General features: G+C 73.4%; 24 protein-coding genes. 11 read left to right on the top strand and 13 right to left on the bottom strand.

Annotated elements, in window-relative coordinates:
* The first annotated feature begins 109 nt into the window (after window positions 1-109).
* Window positions 110-622: a superoxide dismutase family protein gene (locus ABZY13_RS19425; RefSeq protein ID WP_356632255.1), complete on the top strand. Its 513-nt coding sequence runs from the start codon at window positions 110-112 to the stop codon at window positions 620-622.
* 120 nt (window positions 623-742) lie between these two features.
* Here the strand turns inward: ABZY13_RS19425 and ABZY13_RS19420 are convergent, their stop codons facing one another.
* The 5 genes from ABZY13_RS19420 to ABZY13_RS19400 all read right to left on the bottom strand — a co-directional run bounded on the left by ABZY13_RS19420 (window position 743) and on the right by ABZY13_RS19400 (window position 5,895).
* A complete protein-coding gene (locus tag ABZY13_RS19420) occupies window positions 743-2,086 on the bottom strand; it encodes a zeta toxin family protein (protein WP_356632253.1) in 1,344 nt (447 codons plus the stop codon).
* Entirely contained in the window at window positions 2,083-2,376 is a 294-nt protein-coding gene (locus ABZY13_RS19415; RefSeq protein WP_356632251.1) for a hypothetical protein, read from the bottom strand. The genes ABZY13_RS19420 and ABZY13_RS19415 overlap by 4 nt, the downstream gene beginning before the upstream one ends.
* Window positions 2,373-3,140: a histidine phosphatase family protein gene (locus tag ABZY13_RS19410; RefSeq protein ID WP_356632249.1), complete on the bottom strand. Its 768-nt coding sequence runs from the start codon at window positions 3,138-3,140 to the stop codon at window positions 2,373-2,375. Before ABZY13_RS19410 ends, ABZY13_RS19415 begins: the two co-directional genes overlap by 4 nt.
* Window positions 3,141-3,366: 226 nt before the next feature.
* Window positions 3,367-5,037 carry an alkaline phosphatase D family protein gene (locus ABZY13_RS19405; protein ID WP_356632247.1) on the bottom strand — a complete coding sequence of 557 codons (1,671 nt, stop codon included), beginning with the start codon at window positions 5,035-5,037 and terminating at the stop codon, window positions 3,367-3,369.
* 213 nt (window positions 5,038-5,250) lie between these two features.
* A complete protein-coding gene (locus ABZY13_RS19400; RefSeq protein WP_356632245.1) occupies window positions 5,251-5,895 on the bottom strand; it encodes an HNH endonuclease family protein in 645 nt (214 codons plus the stop codon).
* Between the two features lie 608 nt (window positions 5,896-6,503).
* Here ABZY13_RS19400 and ABZY13_RS19395 point away from each other — a divergent pair.
* Together ABZY13_RS19395 and ABZY13_RS19390 are read left to right on the top strand one after the other, a co-directional pair.
* Complete coding sequence (locus ABZY13_RS19395; RefSeq protein ID WP_356632243.1) at window positions 6,504-7,085, top strand: TMEM165/GDT1 family protein; 582 nt, start codon at window positions 6,504-6,506, stop codon at window positions 7,083-7,085.
* 230 nt (window positions 7,086-7,315) lie between these two features.
* Entirely contained in the window at window positions 7,316-7,975 is a 660-nt protein-coding gene (locus ABZY13_RS19390; RefSeq protein WP_356632241.1) for an HAD family hydrolase, read from the top strand.
* A 183-nt stretch (window positions 7,976-8,158) separates the two neighbouring features.
* Here the strand turns inward: ABZY13_RS19390 and ABZY13_RS19385 are convergent, their stop codons facing one another.
* On the bottom strand, window positions 8,159-9,136 hold the full coding sequence (locus tag ABZY13_RS19385; protein WP_356632239.1) for a peptidoglycan-binding domain-containing protein: 978 nt from the start codon (window positions 9,134-9,136) through the stop codon (window positions 8,159-8,161).
* 266 nt (window positions 9,137-9,402) lie between these two features.
* On the opposite strand from ABZY13_RS19385, the gene ABZY13_RS19380 reads away from it, so the two are divergent.
* Complete coding sequence (locus ABZY13_RS19380; protein WP_356632237.1) at window positions 9,403-11,436, top strand: MDR family MFS transporter; 2,034 nt, start codon at window positions 9,403-9,405, stop codon at window positions 11,434-11,436.
* A 182-nt stretch (window positions 11,437-11,618) separates the two neighbouring features.
* On the opposite strand, the gene ABZY13_RS19375 is transcribed toward ABZY13_RS19380, so the two are convergent.
* The gene (locus tag ABZY13_RS19375; protein WP_356632235.1) at window positions 11,619-12,125 is read right to left on the bottom strand and encodes a GNAT family N-acetyltransferase; all 507 of its coding nucleotides are present in this window, start codon (window positions 12,123-12,125) and stop codon (window positions 11,619-11,621) included.
* 122 nt (window positions 12,126-12,247) lie between these two features.
* Here ABZY13_RS19375 and ABZY13_RS19370 point away from each other — a divergent pair, with 122 nt between their 5' ends.
* Both ABZY13_RS19370 and ABZY13_RS19365 read left to right on the top strand, forming a co-directional pair.
* Window positions 12,248-12,964, top strand: coding sequence for a hypothetical protein (locus tag ABZY13_RS19370; RefSeq protein WP_356632233.1), 717 nt, complete (start codon window positions 12,248-12,250; stop codon window positions 12,962-12,964).
* Window positions 12,965-12,969: 5 nt separating this feature from the next.
* Window positions 12,970-13,620 carry a hypothetical protein gene (locus tag ABZY13_RS19365; protein ID WP_356632231.1) on the top strand — a complete coding sequence of 217 codons (651 nt, stop codon included), beginning with the start codon at window positions 12,970-12,972 and terminating at the stop codon, window positions 13,618-13,620.
* A 37-nt stretch (window positions 13,621-13,657) separates the two neighbouring features.
* Here ABZY13_RS19365 and ABZY13_RS19360 read toward each other — a convergent pair whose 3' ends face one another.
* Window positions 13,658-14,065 carry a DUF1992 domain-containing protein gene (locus ABZY13_RS19360; RefSeq protein ID WP_356632229.1) on the bottom strand — a complete coding sequence of 136 codons (408 nt, stop codon included), beginning with the start codon at window positions 14,063-14,065 and terminating at the stop codon, window positions 13,658-13,660.
* A 120-nt stretch (window positions 14,066-14,185) separates the two neighbouring features.
* Here ABZY13_RS19360 and ABZY13_RS19355 point away from each other — a divergent pair, with 120 nt between their 5' ends.
* Window positions 14,186-14,578 carry a hypothetical protein gene (locus ABZY13_RS19355; RefSeq protein WP_356632227.1) on the top strand — a complete coding sequence of 131 codons (393 nt, stop codon included), beginning with the start codon at window positions 14,186-14,188 and terminating at the stop codon, window positions 14,576-14,578.
* A gap of 21 nt (window positions 14,579-14,599) precedes the next feature.
* Here ABZY13_RS19355 and ABZY13_RS19350 read toward each other — a convergent pair whose 3' ends face one another.
* Complete coding sequence (locus ABZY13_RS19350) at window positions 14,600-15,274, bottom strand: O-methyltransferase (RefSeq protein WP_356632225.1); 675 nt, start codon at window positions 15,272-15,274, stop codon at window positions 14,600-14,602.
* 86 nt (window positions 15,275-15,360) lie between these two features.
* On the bottom strand, window positions 15,361-16,578 hold the full coding sequence (locus tag ABZY13_RS19345) for a DUF2330 domain-containing protein (protein ID WP_356632223.1): 1,218 nt from the start codon (window positions 16,576-16,578) through the stop codon (window positions 15,361-15,363).
* A gap of 341 nt (window positions 16,579-16,919) precedes the next feature.
* Between ABZY13_RS19345 and ABZY13_RS19340 the strand changes: the two genes are divergently transcribed.
* Together ABZY13_RS19340 and ABZY13_RS19335 are read left to right on the top strand one after the other, a co-directional pair.
* Window positions 16,920-18,986, top strand: a complete 2,067-nt coding sequence (locus tag ABZY13_RS19340) for a phosphatase PAP2 family protein (RefSeq protein ID WP_356632221.1) — start codon at window positions 16,920-16,922, stop codon at window positions 18,984-18,986.
* A 96-nt stretch (window positions 18,987-19,082) separates the two neighbouring features.
* Window positions 19,083-19,751: an MOSC domain-containing protein gene (locus ABZY13_RS19335; protein ID WP_356632219.1), complete on the top strand. Its 669-nt coding sequence runs from the start codon at window positions 19,083-19,085 to the stop codon at window positions 19,749-19,751.
* A gap of 96 nt (window positions 19,752-19,847) precedes the next feature.
* On the opposite strand, the gene ABZY13_RS19330 is transcribed toward ABZY13_RS19335, so the two are convergent.
* Window positions 19,848-20,390 carry a hypothetical protein gene (locus ABZY13_RS19330; RefSeq protein WP_356632217.1) on the bottom strand — a complete coding sequence of 181 codons (543 nt, stop codon included), beginning with the start codon at window positions 20,388-20,390 and terminating at the stop codon, window positions 19,848-19,850.
* Between the two features lie 330 nt (window positions 20,391-20,720).
* On the bottom strand, window positions 20,721-21,128 hold the full coding sequence (locus tag ABZY13_RS19325; protein WP_356632215.1) for an ATP-binding protein: 408 nt from the start codon (window positions 21,126-21,128) through the stop codon (window positions 20,721-20,723).
* Between the two features lie 91 nt (window positions 21,129-21,219).
* On the opposite strand from ABZY13_RS19325, the gene ABZY13_RS19320 reads away from it, so the two are divergent.
* Both ABZY13_RS19320 and ABZY13_RS19315 read left to right on the top strand, forming a co-directional pair.
* Window positions 21,220-22,056, top strand: a complete 837-nt coding sequence (locus ABZY13_RS19320) for a helix-turn-helix transcriptional regulator (RefSeq protein WP_356632213.1) — start codon at window positions 21,220-21,222, stop codon at window positions 22,054-22,056.
* Window positions 22,028-22,360 (top strand): DUF397 domain-containing protein, encoded by a 333-nt coding sequence (locus tag ABZY13_RS19315; protein WP_356632211.1) that lies wholly within the window; start codon window positions 22,028-22,030, stop codon window positions 22,358-22,360. The genes ABZY13_RS19320 and ABZY13_RS19315 overlap by 29 nt, the downstream gene beginning before the upstream one ends.
* A gap of 48 nt (window positions 22,361-22,408) precedes the next feature.
* Here ABZY13_RS19315 and ABZY13_RS19310 read toward each other — a convergent pair whose 3' ends face one another.
* Complete coding sequence (locus tag ABZY13_RS19310) at window positions 22,409-24,724, bottom strand: RICIN domain-containing protein (protein ID WP_356632209.1); 2,316 nt, start codon at window positions 24,722-24,724, stop codon at window positions 22,409-22,411.
* Between the last annotated feature and the right edge of the window lie 189 nt (window positions 24,725-24,913).

The following is a 24,913-nucleotide window of genomic DNA, read 5'->3' as shown; positions in this document are numbered from 1 at the left end:
CTCACCCTCCCGGCGCTCCCCGGGGGGCGGGGTCGCGCCGGCTCCCGTAGCAACGAGGGAGGGATCGGCCGGACAGCCGGCCGGCCCACCGACCGAAGGAACGTGACCCATGGTGCCCATATGCGCCGGCGCCCTCGCCGTCGTCCTCCTCACCGGCGGCGACCCTTCCCCGTACTCCCTCCACACCGACGCCCGCTTCGCCCCGCCCTCCGCCGCCCACACCCGGGCCGCCGTGACCTACGACCGGGCCCTCGTCCCCGTCGGCGCACGCATCGCCGTCGGCCAGCGGATCCGCGGCGGCGGCGCCATGACCGTCGAACTCCGTGTCGCCGGCGTCCGGCCCGGTCACCACTACGGCGTCCACGTCCACCGCGAGCCCTGCGGCGCCGACCCGGCCGCGGCCGGCGGACACTACCAGCACCGGCCCGGCGCCGGCCCCCACCACGTCAGCCCGGACAACGAGGTCTGGCTCGACTTCGCCGCCGACCGCCGGGGCGAGGGGCACGCCGTCGCCCGTCACGACTGGCGGTTCCGGCGTGGTGAGGCGTCCTCCGTCGTGATCCACGACGTACCCGGCGGCGCGGGGGAGCGCGTCGCCTGCTTCACGGTGCCGTTCGGCTGACGTCCGCGGCAGTCGTTCGCGGCGGGCATGCGTGGCAGTCGTCCGCGGCGGTCAGGGGCACGTGCGATCCGCACGACCCGTACCACCACCGACGAACGACGAACAGCGTCGTCCGCTGCGTCATCTGCCGCGGCCGCGGCGTTGCTCGGTGCCGTGACCGGGCCGTGGGGCGGCGGCCGGGCCCTGCGTGGCCGGACCGCTGCCCGGGGGCCGGACGACGCTGGCCGACCGGCTGCGCGCGGCCGCGGCGCTGGGCAGGGCGGGCGGGGGCGAGCCCGGTTCGCCGACGGCGCGGTGTGCGGCGGTGCGCAGGGTCTGGCGCTGCTGCCGTTCCTGTGACCGCTGGTCGGGGGTGAGCGCCCCGCGCCGGGCGAGTTCCCCGAGGAACCGTTCAGCGGCCGCCTCATGCCGTACGGCGGCCTGCGCGGCGCCCGTGGACAGGGCGGTGTGGCGATCGGTGAGGGTGCGCGCGAGGAGTTGTACGACGTCGGCGTCGGTGCGGGCGAGCAGCGTCGGGTCGGGCCCGGCCGGAGCCGTGCCGCGCAGCTGTGCGGCACGCGCGGACACCTCCCGCCACGGCGCGGTCGGCGGCGGCAGAAGGGGCGCGGCGGCGCGGGCGATGTAGTCCAGCTCCGGCACCGCGAAGTCCGGCGCGATCAGCGTCGCGGCGGCGTGCCGGGCGGCGAACTGGGCGGCCTCGGCGGGCGACTGCACGCGGGCGTGCTCGTTCCTGATCGCGGCCACGAGCTGCAGCCGGTCCTCCGGTACGGCCTGGCCGGCGGCGATGGGCTGGGCGTGGACGGTGTGGCCGTCGCGGCGCATGACGACCGCGTAGTCGCCCAGGCCCTCCGCCTCGAAGGCCGCCGCACCGCGGACCACCCCGGCGAGCGCGGCGTCGTGGATCTCCGGGTCGACCAGGCGGCCGTGCCCGCGTTCCTGGAGTTCCTCCACGTAGCGGGACATGATGCCCAGTCGGCTGACCGGGCCGGGCACGGCGACGAAGGCCGTCTCGATCCGGTACGGGGCGACGCCGGGCGGCAGCGGCGCCGACCGGATGCGCCGGCAGATGTCCTCGTACTCGGCCGCGGTGACCATGGCGGACTCCAGCAGGATGTTGAAGCCGCGCTCCAGCGCGTAACTCTGTGCCTGCTCCCACCACGCGTCTCCGTCCGGCCGGACCAGGGCGTCGGCCTCCTGCGGCCGTTCGGCCTGCCAGCGGGCGTAGTCGGGGTGGTGGGGGTTGTAGAAGTCCATGTTGATCCAGGCGGTCTCCCCGTTGCGGTCAAGGGCGTCCTTGACCATGCGGGTCACGGCCGTCTTGCCCGCCCCGGTCTGCCCGGCCACGATCACGGCGACCGGCGCGCGCTGCGGGGTGCTGCCGTCCAGGTAGACGGGCGCGATCTGCTCGCGGAAGATGCGCCGGTTCTCCTCGGGCGGCAGCTGCCCCTCGGTGGTCGGGCTCACGCGGCCCCGCCGGCGAGGTAGCGGCGCACCGTACGGGACAGCGCGTGCGCGCGCTCCAGAGCGGCTGTGTCGTCCGGACGCAGCTGGAGCTGGGCGCGGTTGAGGTCCCGCTGGTAGTGGGTGAGCTGCTCGGCGCGCGTGCCGTCGGCGTCGCGCAGTGCGGCGGAGACCTCCGCCACGGCCGACCGCAGGTCGGCGAGGGCCGCCTCGTAGGGCTGGTCCCCGTACAGGCCGCCGGGTACCGGCTCGACGTGAGCGAGGATCGGGTCGGTGGGGGAGTGGTCGGTCATGCGTGCGTCGTTCCTTCCGTGTCGCCCGGTGGGGTCAGGTGGGCGGTGTCGCCCCAAACGGCCAGACGCAGCCGGAGGCCGTCGCCGTTCCAGTGGGACACCGAGGCGTTCGGGACCGGCGGGAGTTCCCCGGGCGCGGCGGCGCCGATGCCGGCCAGGACGTGGCGCAGGGCGATGACCACGCCGTCGTGCGCGACGACCAGGACCCGCCGTCCGGGCGCGGCCCGCCCCAGGTCGGAGACGAACTGGCCGACGCGTACGGCGACGTCGGTGAGGGCCTCCCCGCCGGGTGGCCGGTAGTGCCACTCGCCCAGCAGTTCCCGCCGGGCCGCCTCCTCCGGGGCCCGGGCCCGCAGCGCGGTCGGCGGATGCAGTTCGAAGACGCCCATCTCCCGGTCCCGCAGCCGTTCGTCGACGAGCATGTCCGGCCGCGGTCCGCCGAGTTCCGCGGCGCGGGCCGCCATCCCCTCCCACGTCTGGAGCGCGCGGGCGTAGGGGGAGCACACGACCAGGTCCGGCCCGGTCTCCGGCGCCTGCCCGGCCAGCCAGCCGCCCAGCGCGCGGGCCTGCGCGGCGCCCCGCTCGGACAGCGGAACGTCCCGGTCCCGGCCGGGCACCGGCGCGGTGGAACCGGACGCCTCCGCCGCGGCGAAAGCGACGTTGGCCGTGCTCTGCCCGTGCCGCACGGCCCACAGACCGCCCAGCGCGCAGGGCGGAACCAGGCCGGCCGGCGGCACCGCATCGGGCGGCGTTCGTAAGCTCATGTCGTCCCTTCGCAGCTGGGTCACTCGTGAGGCCACGGCGTTCATGGGCGGTTCCGGCCACTGCGTCGTCGAACCGGCCGTGTCGGGAACCAATCGTGCACCGGCCGTGGCGGGAACCGGTCGTGCGTCGGCCGTCACGGAAGCGGTCGTGCGCCGGCCGTGGCGGGAACCGACCGACCGTGACAGCAGGTCACTTGATGTCACTGGTGTCACTGACGTCACTGTGTCACTTGTCCAGCGACGTCTCCTCCACCGTCACCAACCGCGACCCGTCCCCCTCCGCCTCCGCCCGCGCGTGTTCCAGCCGCAGCCGCGCCGAACGTCCGTGCAGCGTCAGCGTCATGAGCTGGTTGCCGAACCACGGGCCGCCCGTCTTCCGCCACGAAACCGGCGCCTTCGGGACCCGGCCGTGCCGGGCGACACCGCGGCCCAGGGCACGCGCGACGGCGCTCCAGCCGAAGCGGAAGCCGATCCGGATCGACAGCGGGACGGAGTTGTGGACGGGGGAGCAGGTGAGCTGGAGGACGCGGGCGTCGGGGGCGGCGTCGCGCCAGGCCGGCTCGGCGATGTAGGCGTGGTGGACGTCCCCCGACAGCACGCACACCGTCGCGGGCGCCGCCGGGCCGGAACCGGCCTCCGCGATCAGGTCGGCCAGGGCGGCGAAGGACTCCGGGAACGCCGACCAGTGCTCCAGGTCGGCCCCGCGGCGGATCCTCTCCCCGAGCCGGGCCCAGCGCCGGCCCCGTTCGCCGCGGCAGAGCATGGCGTTCCAGCCCTCGACGTCGTGCACCAGGTGGGGCAGCAGCCAGGGCAGGGAGGTGCCGATGAGGAGGTGGTCGTACGACTCCCGGTCGTCCAGGACCTGTTCGCGCAGCCACTGCGCCTCACCCGGGTCGAGCATCGAGCGGTGCCGTTCGTCCAGGACGCGGGCCGCGCGGCTGTCCACCATGACCAGCCGGACGCGGCCGAAGTCGCGCCGGTAGCTCCAGCGGGCGGTGGTGGGGTCGGAGTCGGCGGAGTCGGCGAAGGCGCGCAGGACGTCGGTGGCGTCGGGGGTGTCCCGTACGGAGCGGTACAGCGGGTCGGCGGCCAGTTCGGCGGGGGAGAGGTTGCCGAGGTGCTGGTACACCCAGTACGACATCAGGCCGCTGAGGACGCGCTCGCGCCACCACCCGGTCGCCCGCATGTCGGCGAGCCAGGAGGCGGAGGTGTTCCAGTCGTCGATGACGTCGTGGTCGTCGAAGATCATGCAGGTCGGCACGGTGGACAGCAGCCAGCGCACCTCGGGGTCGAGCCAGGACTCGTAGTAGAGCCGGGTGTACTCCTCGTAGTCCGCGACCTGGGGCCCCGGCGGTCGGCCGAGGTCGCGGCGGCCGGCCAGCCACTCCTGGGTCGCCCGGGAGGTCTCGTCGGCGTACACCTGGTCGCCGAGGAGGAGCAGGACGTCGGGGCGCTCGGCCGTGGGGTCGGCGGCGATGCGGGCGGCGAGGGTGTCCAGGGCGTCCGGCCCGACGGGGTCCTTCTCGTGGCCGGAGGAGCGGTGGACGGGAGAGTCGTGGGCCGGCGGCGCGGCCCAGCGGCAGGAGCCGAAGGCGACCCTCAGCGGGCCGTCGGCCAGGGAGGTGCGGATGAGGGAGGGCGGGTAGGGGGAGTCGGGCGGCGGCCAGACCGGCGTGCCGTCGAGGAGGACCTCGTACGCCGTGGAGGTGTCCGGGGTGAGGCCGGTCACCGGCACCAGGGCGTAGTGGTGGCCCCCGACCTGGAAGGTGCGCGCCTCGGCGCGTGCGCCGTCCGCGCAGCGCACCTCGGCGGTGCACGGACGGCTCGCCTCGACCCAGACGGTCGCGGACGAGCCGTCGACGTACCTCAGCAGTGGCCCCAGGCGCAGTTCCGCCACGTCATCGCCCTCCTCCGTCGCCCCGTACGGTACGGAACGACGGAGGGCCGTGGGGAGATTCCGGTGCGGAACCCACAGGGTTTGCCGGATCGAGATCGGGCGGCCGGGTGTCCGGGCGGAACGGGGCGGAACACACGGGCCGGCAACCCGCCGGGCGGTTCCGCGTCCGAGGTCCGCCGGGTTCCGCCTCGGCGGCCCGCCGGGCAGTCGGCGTCAGCAGCCCGCCAGGTAGTTCGTCAGCGCGCTCTTCTCCGCCGAGTCGACGGAGAGGCCGTAGTAGTACTTCACCTGGACCCAGGCGCGGACGTACGTGCAGCGGTAGGCGGTGCGGGACGGCATCCAGGTGGCCGGGTCCTGGTCGCCCTTGGCCTGGTTGACGTTGTCGGTGACCGCGAGGAGCTGCGGGCGGGTGAGGTCGTTGGCGAAGGCCTGGCGGCGGGAGGTGGTCCAGCTGCTCGCGCCGGAGTCCCAGGCCTCGGCGAGCGGGACGAGGTGGTCGATGTCGACGTCGGAGGCGAGGGACCAGGTGGCGCCGTCGTAGGGCGAGTACCAGCTGCCGCTCGTGGCGGCACACGAGGAGTCGGTGACGACGCCCGAGCCGTCGCGCTTGAGGACGGTCTCGCGGGTGTTGCAGGCGCCGCTGATGGTGATCCAATGCGGGAACAGGTCCCGGCTGTAGCCGGTGCGGTTCTCGGTCTTCACCGGGAGGGAGGCCAGGTAGGAGCGGGCGGTGGCGCCGCTGACCGGGGTGGGCAGGGCCGCGTTGGCGGCGGGGGCCTGGAAGAGGGCCACGGAGGCGATGAAGGCGCAGAAGGCCGCGACGACGCCGAAACGTCGACGCGCGTAGAACCTGGACATGCGAACTCCCTTGGGGGACGAGGGTGTCGGGGTGCGAGCGAGGGAATGCTCGCGGTACGGCATTGCGCGTGGGTGTGCGCACAGTAAGAAGCTAGTGACGTGCGCATGACACAACAAGGTCGCGCGGGGGAGTTCGTGTGGCAGTGACGGCGTGCCGGAGGCGGGGACGGCGTGCCGGGCGGGGATGAGGCGTACGCGGGGGGCGGGCGCCGGGCGGGGGGTGAGGCGCACGGTGGGAGTCGTGGCGGGACGGGCGGCCGGGCGTGAATGAGGCCGGGCCGGGGTCGAGTGGCGGGCGGGGGGTGAGATGCGGGCCGGGGTCGAGTGGCGGGCGGCGACGAGGCGTGGGTCGGGATCGCGTACGATGGACGGCGCAGAAGGGGAGTAGCTCTTCGCCGGACCGTCGACATACTGCTCAGCTCGTCTGAGCCGGCGCCCGGAGGCAGGCCCAGCGTCAGGGGACGCGGGGGTCGGCCGGCGAGACCTTCGGCCAGCAGTGCACGTCCGTGCCGTCCGGCGCGGGCCCCGTGTGTGCCGCCGTGCCGAGGTGTCGTGAACGCAGTGCGCAGCACACTCTCGGCGGGGCGCACCCGACCGATTGAGGAACCTTGATCAGCTTCACCGTCACGGCGCTCGTCTTCGGCGTCGTCTTCCTGGCCGAGCTGCCGGACAAGACCGCGCTGGCCGGCCTCGTCCTCGGCACCCGTTACCGGGCCTCCTACGTCTTCGCCGGCGTCGCCGCCGCCTTCGCGCTGCACGTCGTCCTCGCCGTCGCGGCGGGCAGTGTGCTGACGCTGCTGCCGCAGCAGCTCGTGCACGCGCTCACCGGCGTGCTCTTCCTCGGCGGCGCGGCGATGCTGATGCTCAAGAAGACTGACGGGGACGAGGAGATCCGCAAGCCGGAGGACCAGTCCTTCTGGAAGGTCGCCGGGGCCGGGTTCATGCTCATCCTCGTCGCCGAGTTCGGTGATCTGACGCAGATCATGACCGCGAACCTCGCCGCCCGCTACGACGACCCGCTCTCCGTCGGCCTGGGCGCGGTGCTGGCGCTGTGGGCGGTGGCCGGGCTCGGGATCGTCGGCGGACAGGCGCTGATGAAGCGGGTGCCGCTCCAGCTGATCACGCGGATCGCGGCGCTGCTGATGCTGGGGCTGGGGGCGTGGAGCCTGTGGGAGGCCGTCACGGGGTGACGTGGGCGTGCGGCCCCGGTCCGACCGGAGGCCGGCTCGGCCGCGGCGCCTCCCGCCCGGCCCGGCGCGGCCCTCGGGCCGGCTGAACGGAAGGTGAAAGGTTGCCGCGGGCGGTGGCGTCGGGAGGGGGTTGTTTTGTACCGTGAGGAAACAAAGTGGCTCCCGCCCGTTTTCCCTGACCGGCGGGCGGGGCCGCCTTGGTTCCTCCCGCCCCCGTCCTGGAGCTGCCGATGACGGCCCCCGTCGTGCTCACCGCCCGTGCCCTCCTGCTCGACATGGACGGCACGCTGGTCAACTCCGACGCCGTCGTCGAACGCGTCTGGCGGCGCTGGGCCGACCGCCACGGGCTGGACGGCGACGAGGTGCTGAAGGTCGTGCACGGGCGCCAGGGCTACGCCTCCATGGCCGTGCTGCTGCCGCACCGGCCGATGGAGCAGAACCACGCGGACAACGCCCGGATGCTGGCCGAGGAGACCGCCGACATGGACGGCGTGGTGCCGGTGCCGGGCGCGCCCGAGTTCCTCGCCTCCCTGCGCGGGCTGCCGCACGCCCTGGTGACCTCCGCGGACGTCAAGCTGTCCACCGCCCGCATGGCCGCCGCCGGGCTGCCGCTGCCCGCCGTGCGGGTGACCGCGGAGTCGGTCGGCGCCAGCAAGCCCGACCCCGAGGGCTTCCTCAAGGGCGCCGCCGAACTGGGCGTCGCGCCCGCCGACTGCGTCGTCTTCGAGGACTCCGGCGCGGGGATCTCCGCCGCACGCGCCGCCGGGATGCGCGTGGTGGGGATCGGCCCGCGCGCCGGGCTCCACCGGACGGACGTGACGGTGCGGGACCTCACGCAGGTGCGGGTCGAGGCTGTGGGGGACGGGACGTTGCGGGTGTCCGCCGGCTGAGGCCGGGGAGCCGGCCGGGCGGGGTCGCCCCACGGCCGGGGGTGCGGCGGTCCGCCGAGGCCCGCCGCCGAGACCGTGCCCCCGGCTCCCGGCCGGGATCCGTACTCACCCCTGCGCCGCCGGGATCCTGCCTCAGTTCCCCCGCCAGGACCTTGCCCTCGGTCCTCCGCCCGCGACCTGCCCTCAACCCCCCGACTGCAGGTGCCCCGTCTCGGCTTCGAGCCGTTCCCGCGTCGCCTTCCCGTACACGCCGGGCTCGTCGCCCTGCACCCCGCGCCACACCTGGTAGGTGCGCACGGCGTCCTCGACCTCCTCGTTGAAGTGGCCGTGGATGGCGTGGTGGTAGATGTACACCGCCTTCAGGCGCGTCTGGAGTTCGACGACCTCCGGGCCCCGGTCGCCCCGGCGCAGGACCTGGGCGTCGGCGGGGCGGGCCGAGTCGGTGGCGCGTGCCGTCGACGCCGTGGGAGTGGGCGAGGCCGTCTTCGACGGTGACGGCGAGGCGCTGGACGACGACGGGGTCGGCGTCGGGGACGGACTGTGCGTCGCCGAGGGGGACGGCGTGGCCGAGGGCGACGCCGACGCGGCGGCCGTGGGCGACGGGGCGGAAGCGGTCTGCTCGGCCTTGGTCGGGGCCGGGACCGCCTCCCGTACGTCCTCGGGCAGGGCGCTGTCCCGCGACGGAGTGTCGTACGAGAACAGACCGCCGGCGAACCCGGCCGCCGCCACCACGGCCACCGCCGCACCCGCCGCCCCGAGCAGCGCCGTACGACGCCTGCGGGACCGGCGAGGGTCCTTTGCGTCGGCCGGGGCGGGGCGCTGCCCGTCGGCGCCGGGCTCCTCGCCGTGCTCGGCGTCGAACAGGCTCAGGTCGTGTGCGTCGGGCGCAGCCCCGGTGGCCCCCGGGGGCACCGGCCGCAGCGTCATCGTCGCCTCCACCGGCGTTTCGGCCGGCGGCGGGGCGGTGTCCTTGCCGCCGGCGCCCAGGTCGACGTACGGCCGGATGCGCAGCGGGTCGAAGTCCTCCGCCGCCGCCTGTTCCGCCGTGCGCGCGTCGCGCAGGGCGTCGGAAGCCCGTTGTGCGCAGGCGCACGACGGGGTGTTGTCCGCACCCCGAAGCGCCCCGCAGTCCGGGCACGCAGTCCCCTTCGGCTCCGCCACGCGTTCGTTCCCTCCCCTGGTTCGTTCCCCGGCATTTCGGCGAACGGCAGAAATTATGCAGATCTCGTGTGCGCGGTGTTCGGGAAGGTCGCCCCTCGGTAGCGGAACGATCGATTCCGGAGGGTGGCCTTCCGGACTCGACGGGCCATAAACGGGCACACCGCCCACGATGGGAGGGGAAGAGACCAGCCACTGGCCGAACCGGCCGTCGACTGGACCGGCCGCCGGCCGGACAGGCCACCAGTCACCGGCCCCGGGAGGTGCGTATGGCCCACGGAACGCGCGAGGCCTCGGAGCAGACGGAGCACGTGTCCCGCCACGTCCTCGTCTCCATCGGGGCGCTGCTCCTCGGCATGCTGCTCGCCGCGCTCGACCAGACGATCGTGTCGACGGCGCTGCCCACCATCGTCAGCGAACTCGGCGGCATGGACCATCTGTCCTGGGTCGTCACGGCGTATCTGCTGGCCTCGACGGCCGCGACGCCGCTGTGGGGCAAGCTCGGCGACCAGTACGGACGCAAGCGGCTGTTCCAGGCGGCCATCGTCATCTTCCTGATCGGCTCCGCGCTGTGCGGGCTCGCGCAGGACATGCCGCAGCTCATCGCCTACCGCGCCCTCCAGGGCCTGGGCGGCGGCGGGCTGATGGTGCTGTCGATGGCGATCGTCGGGGACCTGGTGTCGCCGCGTGAACGCGGGCGCTACCAAGGGCTGTTCGGCGGGGTCTTCGGTGCGTCGAGCGTGCTCGGGCCGCTGCTCGGCGGTCTGTTCACCGACCATCTCAGCTGGCGCTGGGTCTTCTACATCAACCTGCCCGTCGGCGTCGTCGCCCTCGCCGTGATCGCCACCGTCCTGCACGTACCGCGCCGCTCCACCCGGCACCGCATCGACTACCTCGGCACCCTGCTCATCGCCTCCGTCGCCACCTGCCTGGTCCTGGTCGCCTCGCTCGGCGGCACCACCTGGGCCTGGGCCTCGCCGCAGATCGCCGGGCTCGCGGCGGCCGCCGTCGTCCTCGCCGTCGCCTTCGTCGCCGTCGAGCGGCGGGCGGCCGAACCGGTGCTGCCGCTGAAGCTGTTCGCCATCCGCACCTTCACCCTCGCCGCCCTGATCAGCCTGATCATCGGCTTCGCCATGTTCGGCGCGATGACCTATCTGCCGACCTTCCTCCAGGTCGTCCTCGGCGTCTCGCCGACCATGTCGGGCGTGCACATGCTGCCGATGGTCGCCGGCATGCTGCTGGCGTCCACCGCATCCGGCCAGATCGTCAGCCGCACCGGCCGCTGGAAGGTCTTCCCGCTGGCCGGCACCGCCGTCACCACCCTCGGCCTGCTCCTCCTCCAGGAACTGGACGAGAACAGCTCCGACCTGGCGATCAGCGGCTGCTTCCTCGTCTTCGGACTGGGCCTCGGCCTGGTCATGCAGGTGCTGGTGCTGATCGTGCAGAACGCCGTCTCCTATCAGGATCTCGGCGTCGCCACCTCCGGCGCGACCTTCTTCCGCTCCATCGGCGCGGCCTTCGGCGTCGCCGTCTTCGGCACGATCTTCGCCAACCGCCTCGACGACGAGCTGCTCGACGCCTTCCGGGGCGCCCGACTCCCGCCCGGAGTCTCCGTCGACGCCCTGGAGGCCGACCCTCGCGGCATCGAGGCGCTGCCGCCCGCGCTCCAGCCGCCGGCCGTCCACGCGTACGCCACCGCCATCACCGACGTCTTCCTCTACGCCGCCCCCGTCGCCCTGATCGCGTTCGTGCTGGCCTGGTTCCTGCGCGAGGACCGGCTGCGCGGCTCGGTCACCGCGCCCGACGTCACCGAGACGCTGGCCAGCAACCCGGTCGAGCGGTCGTCGTACGACGAGGTGTGCCGGGCCCTGTCGGTGCTCGGCACCCGCGAGGGGCGGCGCGAGGTCTACCGGAAGATCACCGCGCGGGCCGGGTACGACCTGCTGCCCGCCGCGAGCTGGCTGCTGCTGCGGATGAAGAGGTACGGCCGGGTCGAGCCGGCCGTGCTCGCCGAGCGCAGCACCGTCCCGCTGAGCGTCGTCATCGAGGGCGCCCGGCAGGTCGAGGAGCGGCGGCTGGCGGTCCGCGAGGGCCTCGACCTGATCCTCACCGAGCGGGGCGCGGCGGTCGCCGAACGGCTGGCCCGCGCCCGCGAGGAGTCCCTCGCCGAACTCCTCGGCGACTGGTGGGGCCCGGACCGGCCCACCGACCTCGTCCAGCTGGTCCACGAGCTGAACGGCGAACTGTGCGGCTCGGTCCACGAACAGCCGCATGACGCACGGGCGGTGGGGCGGCCGGCTTGAGCGGGGCACGCCGCCGCCGGCCGGACGGGCCGGGCATCTCCCCGTCCCCCGCCCCGGCGAGCCTCGCCCCGGTCGCCCTCGACCAGTCCGGTCCTGCCCCGGCCGCCTTCCACCAGCCCGCCCTCGCCCCGCCCGCCTCCGCAGCCCGCCCGCCCCCACAGCACGCCCCCGCCCCTTCCGCCTCAGACGCTCCTTCCGCCTCCGGCGTCCACGAGCCGCTTGCTGAACCAGTGCTCGGCGTACGGCTCGTCGTTGTGCGGTGCCGTCTCCTCGTAGCCGAGGCGGGCGTACAGCGTCCGTGCCTCCACCAGGTCGCTGCGCGTGTCCAGAATCATCCGGTGGGCGCCCAGTTCGCGGGCGGCGGACTCGGCGGCGGCGACCAGGAGGGCCGCGCCGCCCTTCCCACGGGCCTCCGGGAGCAGGAACACGCGGGTCAGCTCCGCGGTCGCCGGGTCGGAGGTCGGGCTGACGCCCGCCGTGCCGGCCGGGACCCCGTCGTACCGGGCGACGAGGAGAACGGCCGGGCCGTTCGCGGCGCCGGCGGCCATCTCCCGCTCCAGCTCGGCCGGGTCGGTGCGGTGGCCCCGGTGGAGGAGGTACCAGCGGTCGCTGACCTCGGTGTAGTACGCCCGCCACAGCTGTCGCGCGGCGGGGGACTCGACGGGTTCCGGGGAGATCGTCCAGGTCATGCGCCATTGTGCGGGCGGGGCCGGCCCGTGGCGCAACCAGTTTGGGCGGGGGTCCGCGGGCAACCCGGACGAACGACCGGCCCGGTCGAGGGCCGGTCGGGTCGAGAACCGGGAAGGCATCCATGTCCACTGGCTTGATCATTGCTCTGATTTTGATTGCCGCGGTCGTCGTCGTGGCGGCCGCCCTGATGATGCGCCGCCGTGGCGGACACGGCGGACGGGACCTGAAGCGGCGCTTCGGGCCCGAGTACGACCGGGTCGTGGCCCGGCACGACGGCGACCACAAGGCCGCCGAACGAGAGCTGGCCCAGCGCGTGGACCGCCACGCCGACCTGCGCGAACGGCCGCTGGAGCCGGCGCAGCGGGAGCGGTTCGAGGCCCGTTGGACGGCCGCGCAGGAGCGGTTCGTCGACGCGCCGCAGGAGGCGGTCGCCGAGGCCGACCGGCTGCTCGGAGAGCTGGCCGCGCACCGGGGCTTCCCGGACGGCGGCCGGTACGAGGAGCAGCTCGACGCCCTGTCCGTCCACCACGGACACCACGTCCACGGCTACCGCCGGGTCCACCGCATCGCCCACGCGCCCGTGAACGGCGCCTACGACGGCCGAGCCGACGGCGCGGGCAACGGTCCCGTCGGCACCGAGGAGATGCGCGAGGCCATGGTCGAGGCCCGCGCCCTGTTCGACGACCTGCTCCGGCCGACCCGCGACGAGCGCCACGGACGTTCCGAGGTCGCGCGCACCGAGAACGCCGGACGGACCGGTCGGACCGGGACGCCGGCCCACACGGGCGGCGGGCGCGGGCTGCACCTGCCGTGGGCCCGTCACGCGAAGGGGAGTTGAGGAACATGAGCGACGAGACACGCCCCACGGGCGAGCAGGACCGCTTCGAGCGGCGCGAGGTCCTCACCGGCCATGTGACCCCGGAGGACCCGGCGACGGCCCGCGAGGCGCCCGAGTCGGAGACCCCTCTGGCGCCCACGACCTCCGGGGTGTCCGGCAGCCCGGCCGCACCGGCGGTGCCGGAGACGTCCTCGGCGGCCGGGACGCCCGGCGCACCCACCGCACCGGCCGAACCGGCGAGCAGGCCCGACGTCGCGTACGGCGCCCCTGCCCCGCAGAGCACCCCTGCCCCCCAGAGCACCTCCGCTCCGCGGGGCGCAACGGTCCCGCACGGCTCACCGCCCGCCAACCCCTCCGCACCGGGCTCCCGCATGTCCCCCCTGCTCCCGCGCGAGGAGTGCGACAAGCTCGCTCAGCGGCTCCAGCAGTCGGTGTCCTCGTTCGTCGACGGCCCCCGGGCGGCCGTGGAGGAGGCCGACCACGTCCTGGAGGAGATCGCCGCCCGCTTCACGGACGCCGTGACCGAGCGCCGCCGTACGCTGCGCAGGTCCTGGGAATCCACCGACGAGGGCACGTCAGCCTCCACCGACACCGAGCGACTCCGCCTCGCCCTGCGCGACTACCGGGAACTGGCGGACCGCCTCCTGCGCCACTGAGCCCACCGTGTCGGCGGAGCCGACACGGTGAAGGCGGTCACCGCCCCGCCCGGCCCTCCCGCCACCGCCGTACGACGTCGTCCACGTCGTACGGCTTCAGACCCAACGGAGGGCCGGGCGGCGGCTTGTACATCATGTCGCGGATCTTGACGTTGACGTCCTCGACGATCTTGCGCGCCGCCCGCTCGCTCGGCGCCCGCAGCGCCGCCAGCAGAGCGTCCTCCGCCTCCTTGCGCAGCGCGAGCGTGGGTGGCAGGACGGTCAGGCCCTCGCGGGCCATCTTGCGCTTGACCCACCACAGTTCCTCGTAGGGCGCCTCGACGTCCTTCGGCAGGGGCTTGCCCGCGCCGGGCAGCCGGGCGAAGTCGCCGCGCGCCTGGGCGTCGCGGATCTGTTTGTCGGTCCAGGACTCGAAGCTGACGCCGGGTGGCTTTCGCTCGGTCATGAGGCCATTGTGCCGGACGGCGCGCCGCGGGGCGATTTATCATGCGGCGGCGGGACCGGCAATCGGGCCGTCGCGCAAGGACGTTGGGCCCGCGCAGGGACGCGACACGAGGGAGCGCACGTGCTCGAACTGACCATGGCTTCCGTCTCCGGGACGGATGCGGGCGCCACCGCGGGCATGCAGATGGCCGAGGCGTCCAGCGAGCCGGGCACCGTGCTGCGGGTGGGCCGGGACCGGTCGGTGTGCCGGCTGGTCACGCCCGACGACTGGCTGTTCGTCTCCCGCGTCCACCTGGAGTTCCTGTGCGCGGCGGACGGCGGCTGGCAGGTGACGTGGCTGCGCGGCTCGCAGCCGGACCCCTCGTCGGTGGTCCGGCTGGTGGCCGGGGAGTACGCGCAGCCGCTGCAGTACGGCGGCGGCGTGCGGCTGCCGCGGGGCGGCAGCGGCGAGATCGTCATCCAGGACCGCACCGGGCCGCGCAGCGTGAACGTGGGCTTCTACCACGAGGCATGAGCACGGCGGGTACGGCCGGGCCTACGGCAGCACCCGCGCCAGCGCGAAGCCGTCGTACCCCTTGCCGCCCACGGTCTGGATCGCCGTGCCGCTCAGCCTCGGGCTGCGGGCGATGAGGTCGAGGGCGGCGCGGGTGCCCAGGACGTCGGGCGTGGTGCTGTCCGGGTCGACGACCCGGCCCCCGCGGACGACGTTGTCGATCACGATCAGGCTTCCGGCGCGGGTGAGGCGCAGCGCCCACTCCAGGTAGTGCTCGTTGTTGGCCTTGTCGGCGTCGATGAAGACCAGGTCGAACGGGGGCGGGTTCTCGTCGGCGAGCTTGGGCAGCGACTCCAGCGCCGGACCGACCCGCACCTCGACCAGGCCGTCCAGCCCGGCGCGGGCGATGTTGCGGACGGCGACGTCGGCGTGCCGGGCGCTGTACTCCAGGGAGACCAGCCGGCCGTCGGAGGGCAGGGCGCGGGCCAGCCAGATGGTGCTGTAGCCGCCGAGGGTGCCGATCTCCAGGATGGTGCGGGCGCCCTGGATCTGCGCGAGCAGGTGCAGCAGCTTGCCGTGGGGCGCGCTGACGGCGATCTCCGGCATGCCGGCCGCGGCGCTGTCGCGCAGGGCGGCCTCGAGGGCGTCGTCGTCGGGGGAGAGCCGGCCGGTGAAGTAGGCGTCGACGGCTTCCCAGGTGGACTGATCGTTGCTCATGCGGCTCGACTCCCGTCGTTCATGCGGCTCGACTCCCGTGGCTCATACGGCTCGGCTCCCGCTCCCACTCTCATTAGAAGCGCTAACTAACTGTTCCGACGAAGGTAGTCGGGCGCGGGTTCCCCGGCGAGAGCACCACGCCGGGCCCGCGCCCGCCGTACGGCGACGACCGCTCCGGCGACGACGAGGGCCGCCGCGCCGGCCACCGTCAGGAACCACGCCGGGATGCCGCCCACGCGCCGCAGTCTGTCGACGTGGAACACCTGCTGGTACTCCGCGTCGGTGGCCGCCCGCCGCAGCTCGTGGTCCCCGGAGATCCGCCCCGGCTCCGGGAAGCTCTGGCTGATGGCGGTCAGGAACGGCGTCCCCTCGGCGAACTCGGCCAGCGCACCGGAGCCCCGCGGCACCCGCCCGGCGAACTCGACCCGCGGAGCCGCGCCGCCGATGGCGTCGCGCGGTTCCATGCGGTGGTCGGCGAGGACGTACAGGTCCAGCGACTGCGGGGTCGTCGCCAGCCGGGACAGGCGCATCGGGTAGACGAGGGTGTCCGAGTCGAAGGAGAGATGCAGCGGGTCCAAGGTGCCGGTGAGCGGCTTCCCGCCGTCGGCGTCGGGGGCGAGGCGTACGGCGACGTACTCCCAGCGCTGCTCGACGTACGGGGTGAGGGCCGCTTCGAGGCGCTCCGGGAGGGCGAAGCCGTTGTCCTCCAGCCAGTTCTCCAGTGCGGCCGGGTCGGTGGCGGTCAGCCGGGCCACGTCGAAGGGACCGAGCCGCTGCCGTCCGACCACGCCCACACCCGCGTCGCCGGGGGCGGCGGCGCCGGGCGGGGCGCCCGCGCCGTCGTTCGTGTCGAGCGGCCAGTCGCCCTCGCGGGGCCAGAAGTAGTACCGGTCGCGGTACACGGGCTCGACGGCCTCCCGCACCTGCGTGAACAGTTCGGGGTCGCCGAGGCGGACGGTCGCCCGGTTCGGCACCGGCATGACCCAGGCCGCCTTCTCGGCGTCGCCGCCGACCGTCAGGCTCATGACGATCTGCTCCCGCCCCCCGTCCCAGCGGACGACGGACTCCTCGCCGTCCACGACGATCCGCTGCTCGCGCTCGCCGACCATCGCTCCGCACCCGCAGGCGTAGGCCGGGGCGACGAGGGAGCCGATCTGGGTGAGCAGGAGGGCGAGGCCGACGGTGAGGGCGCGGGGGTGCGACACCCTGCGTCGCGGCCCGCGCCGGGTCCGCCGGACGACGGAGCCGGCGCCCGTTCTCGCGCCCGCGTCCGTGTCCTCGCCGGTGTCCTCGTTCCTGCCCATGCGCGCCCCCGTGCTCCCCGTGCCGCTGATCCGCGTGCCTGCCAGTCGGCTGTCGTGCTGCCAACAACCGATCCAGACGGCGTGACCGCGGAGACGGTTCCCTCCGGGGCGGGCGCTCGGAGCCGTTGTCGGGTCCATTTCCCCACCACTACGGCCGGTTGCGGGCGGTTTCGTGGGCCTACGGTCCACTATCGTCGTAAAGACGAATGCGGCACGGGCGTCAGGTGAAATCAGGGTTGCCCGCGTCCTTCTCCATGGGGTGGTGCGAGCCGCACGGGTTCGCGAAGGCATCCCCACGCACGGTGACGCGTGGGACGGACGGGGCGGGAGGCCGACGGGGCGTGGCGAACGCGGAGCACGGCGGAAGACCGGCGGGAGCCCTCGGAGCGACGGCCGTCGGCACGGCCAGCGCACGGCTGCGCGCGACCCGCGTGGCCCTGTGGCTGGTGGCGGCGGTCCTCGGCGTACGGCAGCTGGCCGTCGTCCTGGGCACGCCACGGGGCGAGCGGCTGACCGACCTGGAGACGTGGGTGGGCCCGGACGGCGTGCTGCACGTCGAGGGCTCGCTGTACGACTCCACCCGCTTCACCGGCACGCCGTTCGGCGGCCTCGTCCTCAAACCGCTCACCCGATCGGCCGAACAGGCGCTCGGCTGGGGCTGGACCTTCGGCACGCTGCTGCTCGTCGTGGTCCTCGGCCTGGTCGTCGCCCGCGCGCTGCCCCAGCCGGTCAGCCGCCGTACATCGCTGTTCGCGGCGCCCGTCGCGATCTGCCTGCTGATGCTGTCGCTGCCGGTGCGCAACGCCTTCTGGCTGGGCCAGACCAGCATCATCCCCGTCCTGCTGGTGCTGCTCGGCTGTTTCGCCGTGCGCGGGCAGCGGGCGAGCGGGGCGCTGATCGGGCTCGCGGCGGCGCTCCAGCCGACGGTGCTGCTGTTCGCGGCGCTGCTGTGGTTCACCGGCCGCCGCCGCGCCGCCGCCTCGCTGGGCGCGACGTTCGCCGCCTGCACGGCGCTGGCCTGGGCGGCGATGCCGAACGACTCGCACACGTACTGGGTGCACCACATGGCGGGCGTCGGTCTCGGCGGCCGGGCGGACGACCTCGCCAACCAGTCCCTGCACGGTGCGCTCCTGCGCCTCGGCCTCTCCGGCCCGCTGGAGATCGCCGTCTTCCTGTCCCTCGGCGCGGCGGTCGCCGTCCTCGGCCTGCGCCGGGCGGTCCGCTACGCCCACGACGGCCAGCTGCTGCTCGCCGTGGCCGTCACCGGGTGCGCCGCGATCGTCGTCGCGCCCACCGCCTGGCAGCACCAGCTCCTGTGGGTGCTGCTCGCGGTCGTCGGCCGGGTCGGCAGACGCGCCTGCGACCGTCCGGTGTGGCCGGTCGCGGTCGTGCTGGTGATGACCCTGCCGACGACGATGCTCCTGCCCAACCTGGGCACGCTGCGCCCGGTCCGCGACAACGTCGTCCTCCTCGCCGCGCTCGCCGCCGCCACGGCGGTGCCGTTCCTGTCGCGCACGTCGCCGCACTACCGCGACCCGATCCCCACGCGGTACGCCGAGCCGGTCCCGGCCCGCTTCCGCCACGTACCGCTGCTGCCGTTCCTGCGCCGCGTGCTGGACCGCCCGAACCTCCTGCTGGAACTGCTCCTGATCCGCGTCACCTACGCCGCGTACTCGCAGGTGCGGCTGGCCGCGACCGGCGGCACGATCTCCGGCGGCCGGGAGCGCGCCGAGCACCACGGCGCGCAGATCCTCTCCCTGGAACGCGCGCTGCACCTGGACATCGAGCACGCGGCCAACCACGCGGTGGCGAAGATCGGCTGGCTGCGCGAGTTCTTCGACTTCTACTACACGTCGTTCCACTTCGCCGTGCCGCTGACGGTCCTCGGCGTCCTGGTCTGGCGCCGTCCCGCGGACTACCGCTGGGCCCGCTCCACCCTGGGCCTGACGACCCTCCTGGCCCTGGTCGGCTTCTGGCTCTACCCCCTGGCCCCGCCCCGCCTGATGCCGGACCTCGGCATCATCGACACGGTCCACGGCGTCCAGGACTTCTCCCAGCCGGACTACGGCACCCTGACGGCCCTCACCAACCAGTACGCCGCGATGCCGTCCCTGCACTTCGGCTGGTCGCTGTGGTGCGGCGTGATCATCGCGATCGTCGCCCCGCGCCCCTGGATGAAGATCCTCGGCATGACCCACCCCTTCCTCACGGCCTGCGCCATCGTCGTCACCGGCAACCACTGGCTGCTGGACGCGGCGGGCGGCGCGCTGGTGGTGGGCGCGGGGTTCGCTCTGGCGTATCTGGCGCAGGGGCCGCGGGCGCGGGCCGGCGCGGGGGAGCGTGGAGAGCCCGGCGAGGGCGGGACTGCGGCGCGGGAGGGGCGTGAGCGGGAGGTGCGGGCTCCCTGACGGGCTCGGCCGCTGAGCCGGCACAGGCCGCGCGGCACGGGCCGGGTCCGGAAAATGAGTCGCCGTCCGGGCGCGGCGAGACCTAGCGTCGTGCCCATGCGACTGCTCTCCGTCAACGTCGGCACACCTCGGCCCAACCCCTGGAAAGGGCTCCGCGCCACCGGCATCGACAAGCGGCCCGTCGACGGACCGGTCGCCGTCGTACGGCCCGGTCCCAAGGGCGCCGGCGAGGTCGGGCTCGCCGGGGACAGGGTGTACGACGTGAACCACCACGGCGGGTGCGACCAGGCCGTCCTCGCCTACGCCCGGGAGGATCTCGACGCCTGGGAGCCCGAGTTGGGCCGCCCCCTCCCCAACGGCGTCTTCGGCGAAAACCTCACGACCGTCGGTCTCGACGTCAACGGCGCCCTGATCGGGGAGCGTTGGCGGATCGGCCCGGACGTGGTCCTGGAGGTGACCAGTCCGCGCATCCCGTGCGGAACGTTCCAGGGCTGGCTGGAGCGCGACGGCTGGGTGCGGCGCTTCACGGAGGCCGTGGTGCCGGGGGCGTATCTGAGAGTCGTGGAGACGGGGGAGATCCGCGCCGGCGATCCGGTAGAGATCGTCCACCGGCCCGACCACGACGTGACCGTGGCCCTCACCTTCCGCGCGACGACGCGCGAACCCGAGCTGCTGCCACGGCTGTCGGCGGCGGCCGACGCGCTGCACGAGGAGCTGAAGGACCTGGTGCGCCGGCGGACGGCCGGTCACCGGGGGCGGAACTGAACCCACGACCGCGTGCACCCATTCCCGGGCCCGGCGCGCTCACGGTCCCGAAAACGGGGACCGGGAGCGCGCCGACCATTAGTTTCCGGTCAGGAATCAGCCGTGCCAGACGTCGATGATTCCGACGTTGTCGTTGAGCACGGATCCCAGGTTGGAAACCGGGAGTCGCCAGGTGGCGGCGTAGTTGCGGGCGCGGTTGTGGAATGTCGCCACCGTGCAGTTCCCGTGTCCCACGGCCGAGCTGATGTTGTACGACCAGTAGGAATCGGGGTGCAGACGGTAGCCCGACGCGTCGCAGGTGCCGTAGCTGCCGTAGACGGTGGTCGCTGGGGTGCCGTAGCCGGCGTGGGCGTACCAGGTCATCAGCGCCGTCGACGCCTTGGTGCCGATCCGCTCCTGCACCTTGGGGGTCTTCAGCTGGGCTCGGGCCTCGGCGGCGGTGTCGGCGCAGCCCCGGTACAGCTCCGGGGAGACGCCGCCCTTGGCGGCCTTGCCCACGACGACGACGCAGTGCTTGCCCTCGGCCTTGGATGCCTGGGAGGAGATGTCCGAGGCGCCGGCCGGCGCCGCGGCGGTCAGCATCCCGACGACGGCCGCGGCCGCACCGATAAAGCCAACGGCGCCCTTGTTCTTGAGCATGTCGGTCCCTTCATGCGAGTTTTCCCGTGATGTGCCGTGCAGGAAGACTCTCGCATTGCGCACCGCCGAAGAGCACGCCTTTCGATGAGCGCCGAAAGGCCCAGGTCGAGGGGTGAGCGCGACAATGATTCCGGAATTCCGGCCGCCGATTTTCTTCGCCGTATCTCGGTTTCCTCCGTCACCGGAACGACAGCCACGCTCACGCGTCCCGGGGATACCGGCGCAGCTCGGGCGCGATCCACGGCCGCGGCGAACCGGAGGCCGCCTTCCGTGCCGCCGGTCCCGCCGACCGCCCGGACCGGGGCCTGCGCTGCTGACCGGACCACCCGGTCACAGCGCGCACTCGAACCACACCGTCTTCCCGCCACCCGGCTCCCGCCTCACTCCCCACCGGTCCACCACCGCCTCCACCAGCAGCAGGCCCCGGCCCCCCTCCGCCTCCAGGTCCTGCTCCCGCGGCATCGCCGGGAGCCGCTCCGACCCGTCCGTCACCTCCACACGCACCCCTGCCGCCCGGCGCAGCACCAGCACCGAGCACCGCCGGTCCGGTACATGCCGCACGACGTTCGCCACCAGCTCCGTCACCGCCAGCTCCACCGCGTCCGTCAGCACCGCCAACTGCCATTCGTCCAGGCGCCAGCGGACGATCCTGCGGATGTGCCGGGCCGAGTGCTCGCCCGCCGTGATGGTCAGGCGGTACGTCTCCGGAGCGGGGGCGAGGGGAATCTTTTCGTTCACGGGACGAGGCTGGCCTGCCGTGACTACTCTTTGCCATCGAACAGATACAACGGGTTCCCGCGTGGGCCCGGTTGCGTGAGAGGGGCCGCGCGTGACCCACATCAACGTCCTTGACCCCGGCGCCTCGCCGCTGGACTACTACGGTTTCGAGCTGCGGCGGCTGCGGGAGGCCGCCGGGCTCACGCAGCGGCAACTCGGGGACATCCTCAACTACACCGGCTCGTTGGTCGGCCAGATCGAGACCGCGCGCAAGGTTCCCACGGTCGAGTTCAGCGAACGGGTGGACGCGGCGCTGGGGACGGGTGGCTTGTTCTCGCGCCTCGTTGAGCTGGTGCTTCGCAGTCAACTTCCGGCCTGGTTTCGGCAGACGGCCGAGCTGGAGGCCAGGGCGGTCGAAATCTGTACCTTCCAGATGCACATGGTGCACGGGCTGCTCCAGACTCCGGCCTACGTGCGCGCCGTTCTCGGTGTGCTGGACGAGACCGACCTCGACGACCGCACCGCCGTGCGGCTCGCCCGCCAGCGCATCTTCGAGAAGGGGGAGCCGCCCGTCTTCTGGGCGGTGCTCAGTGAAGCCGCGCTCCACCAGGAGATCGGCGACCGCGAGGTCATGCGCGAGCAACTGGCCCACCTGTTGTCCTTCGAGCGCAATCCCCTGGTCAACATCCAGGTGCTGCCGTTCGAGGCCGGGGCCCACGCCGGGCTGACAGGCTCATTCACCCTCTTCCGCTTCGGGAGCGACCCGACGATCCTCTACACCGAGGGATATGGCAGCGGACATCCGACCGCCAACCCGGACACCGTCAAGGACTGTTCGCTCCGTTACGATCATCTCCGGGCCGCCGCGCTCTCCCTCAAGGACTCGGCGGAGCTGATCCGGCGAGTGATGGAGGAACGCTATGGAGACCCTCGCGATTCAGTGGCGTAAGTCCAGCTACAGCGGTGATCAGGGCGGCGAGTGCATCGAGTGCGCGCCGGTCGGCCCCCTGGCCTGGCGCAAGTCGTCGTACAGCGGCGATCAGGGCGGCGACTGCATCGAGTGCGCGCCGACCGGTCCTCTGACCTGGCACAAGTCCAGCCACAGCAGCGACCAGGGCGGCGAATGCCTCGAAGTCGCCGAAACTCCCGCCACCGTCGCCGTCCGCGACTCCAAGAACCCCGTCGGACCCGTGCTGACCCTCCACCCCGCCGCCTTCTCCGCCTTCGTCTCCTGGGCCGCCGCCTCCGCCTAGGGGGCGCGTCGGTGGGCCGGGGGTCACCCGGCCCACCTCATGCGGGCGTCAGGGCAGGTAGACGTTCGGCTGGGGCGGGCGGGTCATGCCCGCGCCCAGGAAGTAACTCGGGTGCGGGGGCTGGTTGTAGGCGGTGTTCTGCCAGGCCAGCGCCACCCGGTACTGGGCGTCGTGCGCCAGGGTGTGCAGCTTGGTCGTCGTCGGGGTGGTCGTCGCGTAGATGCGCAGCGCCGTGTTGCTCGTGTGGCGCCAGATGACCTCCTCCCGCCAGTCGCCGAACAGGTCGCCGGACAGCACCGGCGTGGACTTGGTGCCGTTGCTCGACGCCACGCCGCTGCCGGTCAGCAGGCGGGTCTCGCCGCTGGTGCCGTACTTGTCGATGCGGGTGCCGTCGAGCAGCTCGCGGACGGGGTCCGCGTCCCACCAGGCGAGGAAGTTGGCCGAGGACGGGTTGCGTCCGACGTTGCCGCCGGAGGCGTTGCGGAGTTCGGTCATGTTGGGGCCCGCGCCCCAGAACTCCGCGCCGGGATTGCCGGCGTAGATGTCGGCGGCCACGCCGCGGCCCGGGCCCTCGGTGCCGCTGGTCGGGGTGCGGTGGAGGACCTGGCCGGTGCGGGCGTCGTGCAGGTCGGAGCCGGGCTGGTTGCCGGACTCGTGGATGGTGAAGACCTCCTGGCCCGCACGGGAGGGCACGAAGTCGCCCACGTGCAGGGCGTCGCCGTGGCCGAAGCCGGTGGCGTACATCAGGCGGCCGTCGTCGTCGATGGTCGCGGAACCGTAGACGATCTCCTGGCGGCCGTCGGCGTCCACGTCGGCGACGGACAGCTGGTGGTTGCCCTGGCCGTGGGCGGCCCCGTTGCCCGAGGCGTTGGAGTCGAACGTCCAGCGGCGGGTGAGCCGGCCGTCCCGGAAGTCCCAGGCCGCGACGACGGCGCGGGTGTAGTAGCCGCGGGCCATGATCAGGGACGGACGCCGGCCGTCGAGGTACGCGGTGCCGGCGAGGAAGCGGTCGGCGCGGTTGCCGTAACTGTCGCCCCACGACGAGACGGTGCCGCGCGGGGGCTCGTAGCCGACGGTGGACATCGCCGCGCCGGTCAGGCCGTTGAACATCGTCAGGAATTCGGGCCCGGTCAGGACGTATCCGCTGGAGTTGCGGTGGTCGGCGCTCGCGTTGCCGATGACCGTGCCCTGGCCGTCGCGGGTGCCGTCGGCCGTCTTCATCGCGACCTCGGCGCGGCCGTCGCCGTCGTAGTCGTACACCTGGAACTGGGTGTAGTGCGCGCCCGCCCGGATGTTGCGGCCCAGGTCGATGCGCCACAGCCGCTGGCCGTTGAGCCGGTAGGCGTCCAGGTAGACGTTGCCGGTGACGCCCGACTGGGAGTTGTCCTTGGCGTTGTCCGGGTCCCACTTGACGATCAGCTCGTACTGGCCGTCCCCGTCCACGTCGCCGGGGCTCGCCTCCACCGGCGTGTAGCCCGAGCCGGGGATCTGGAGGGGCACGTCGAGGTGGTTGCCGCCGGTGAAGCGCAGGGAACCCTCCGACGGGGCCTGCTCGACGCCGTTCACCACCGCGCGGACGGTGTACGCGGCGTCCTGGGGAGCGCCGTTGTCGAGGTAGTTGGTGGAGTCCGTGACGGGAGAGGCGTTCACCTTCGTGCCGTTGCGGTAGACGTTGAACGCCGTGTCGTACGTCTCGGTGCCCAGCAGGCGCCAGGACACCAGGTTCGCCGTCCCCGAACGCACCGAGACCAGGCCCCGGTTCAGGTCCTCCATCTGCTGGGCGTCACCGGTCGGCGGCGGGTTGTCGGAGCCGCCGACGCGGACCAGCTGCCACTGCTGGTTCGCGCCGTCCTGGTCGGTGTACTGGGAGAGCCGGGCGCCGTCCGCCGTGGACCACTCCCAGACCTCCAGCGCCTTGCCGCTGTTGCGGTTGATCAGCTGGATGTGGCCGCCGTCGGTGTCGACCACCCTGAACTGCTGGTTCGTGCCGCCGTTGTCGGTGTACTGCTGGACGGTCGCACCGTCCGCGGTGGACTTGGCCTGGATGTCCAGCACCTTGCCGCTGAGCACCGACTTCACGCGGTAGTAGCCGTCGCCGGAGTCGACGAACTGCCACTGCTGGTTGGCCCCGTCGTTCCGCGACCACTGGACGATCGCCGCGCCGTCGGCGGTGGAGCGTTCGAAGACGTCCATCGCCTTGCCGCTGTGGCGGTTCACCAGCACGTACGTCGCGCCGGTGTCGATGACGGCGGCGTGCGCCCGCGAGGCGGGGAGGGCGACGAGCGAGACGGCGGCCAGCAGGACCGCCAGCAGAAGGGCGGCCGGGCCGCGGGCTGTTCTTCCCGGACTTCGGTCGACGTACATGTGCGGCTCCTCGAGGTGGATGGGGGCAGAGACGCTGCGCTCCCGCCCGCAGAGCGGTTGAATCGATTCATTTTCTGGCTGTGGAAAGGGTCGGGTCAGCAAGGGGTGGGAGCGCTCCCATGGAGGCTAGGGCCGAGCGGTGAGCGGCGGCAAGACTCGTGCGGCAACCTCGTGCGGAAAACGGGCCGG

The organism is Streptomyces sp. NPDC006610 (assembly GCF_040611575.1).
Taxonomy (GTDB): domain Bacteria; phylum Actinomycetota; class Actinomycetes; order Streptomycetales; family Streptomycetaceae; genus Streptomyces.
The sequence above is the reverse complement of the archived record's forward strand: the minus strand, read 5'-3'. Positions and strand labels throughout refer to the sequence as shown.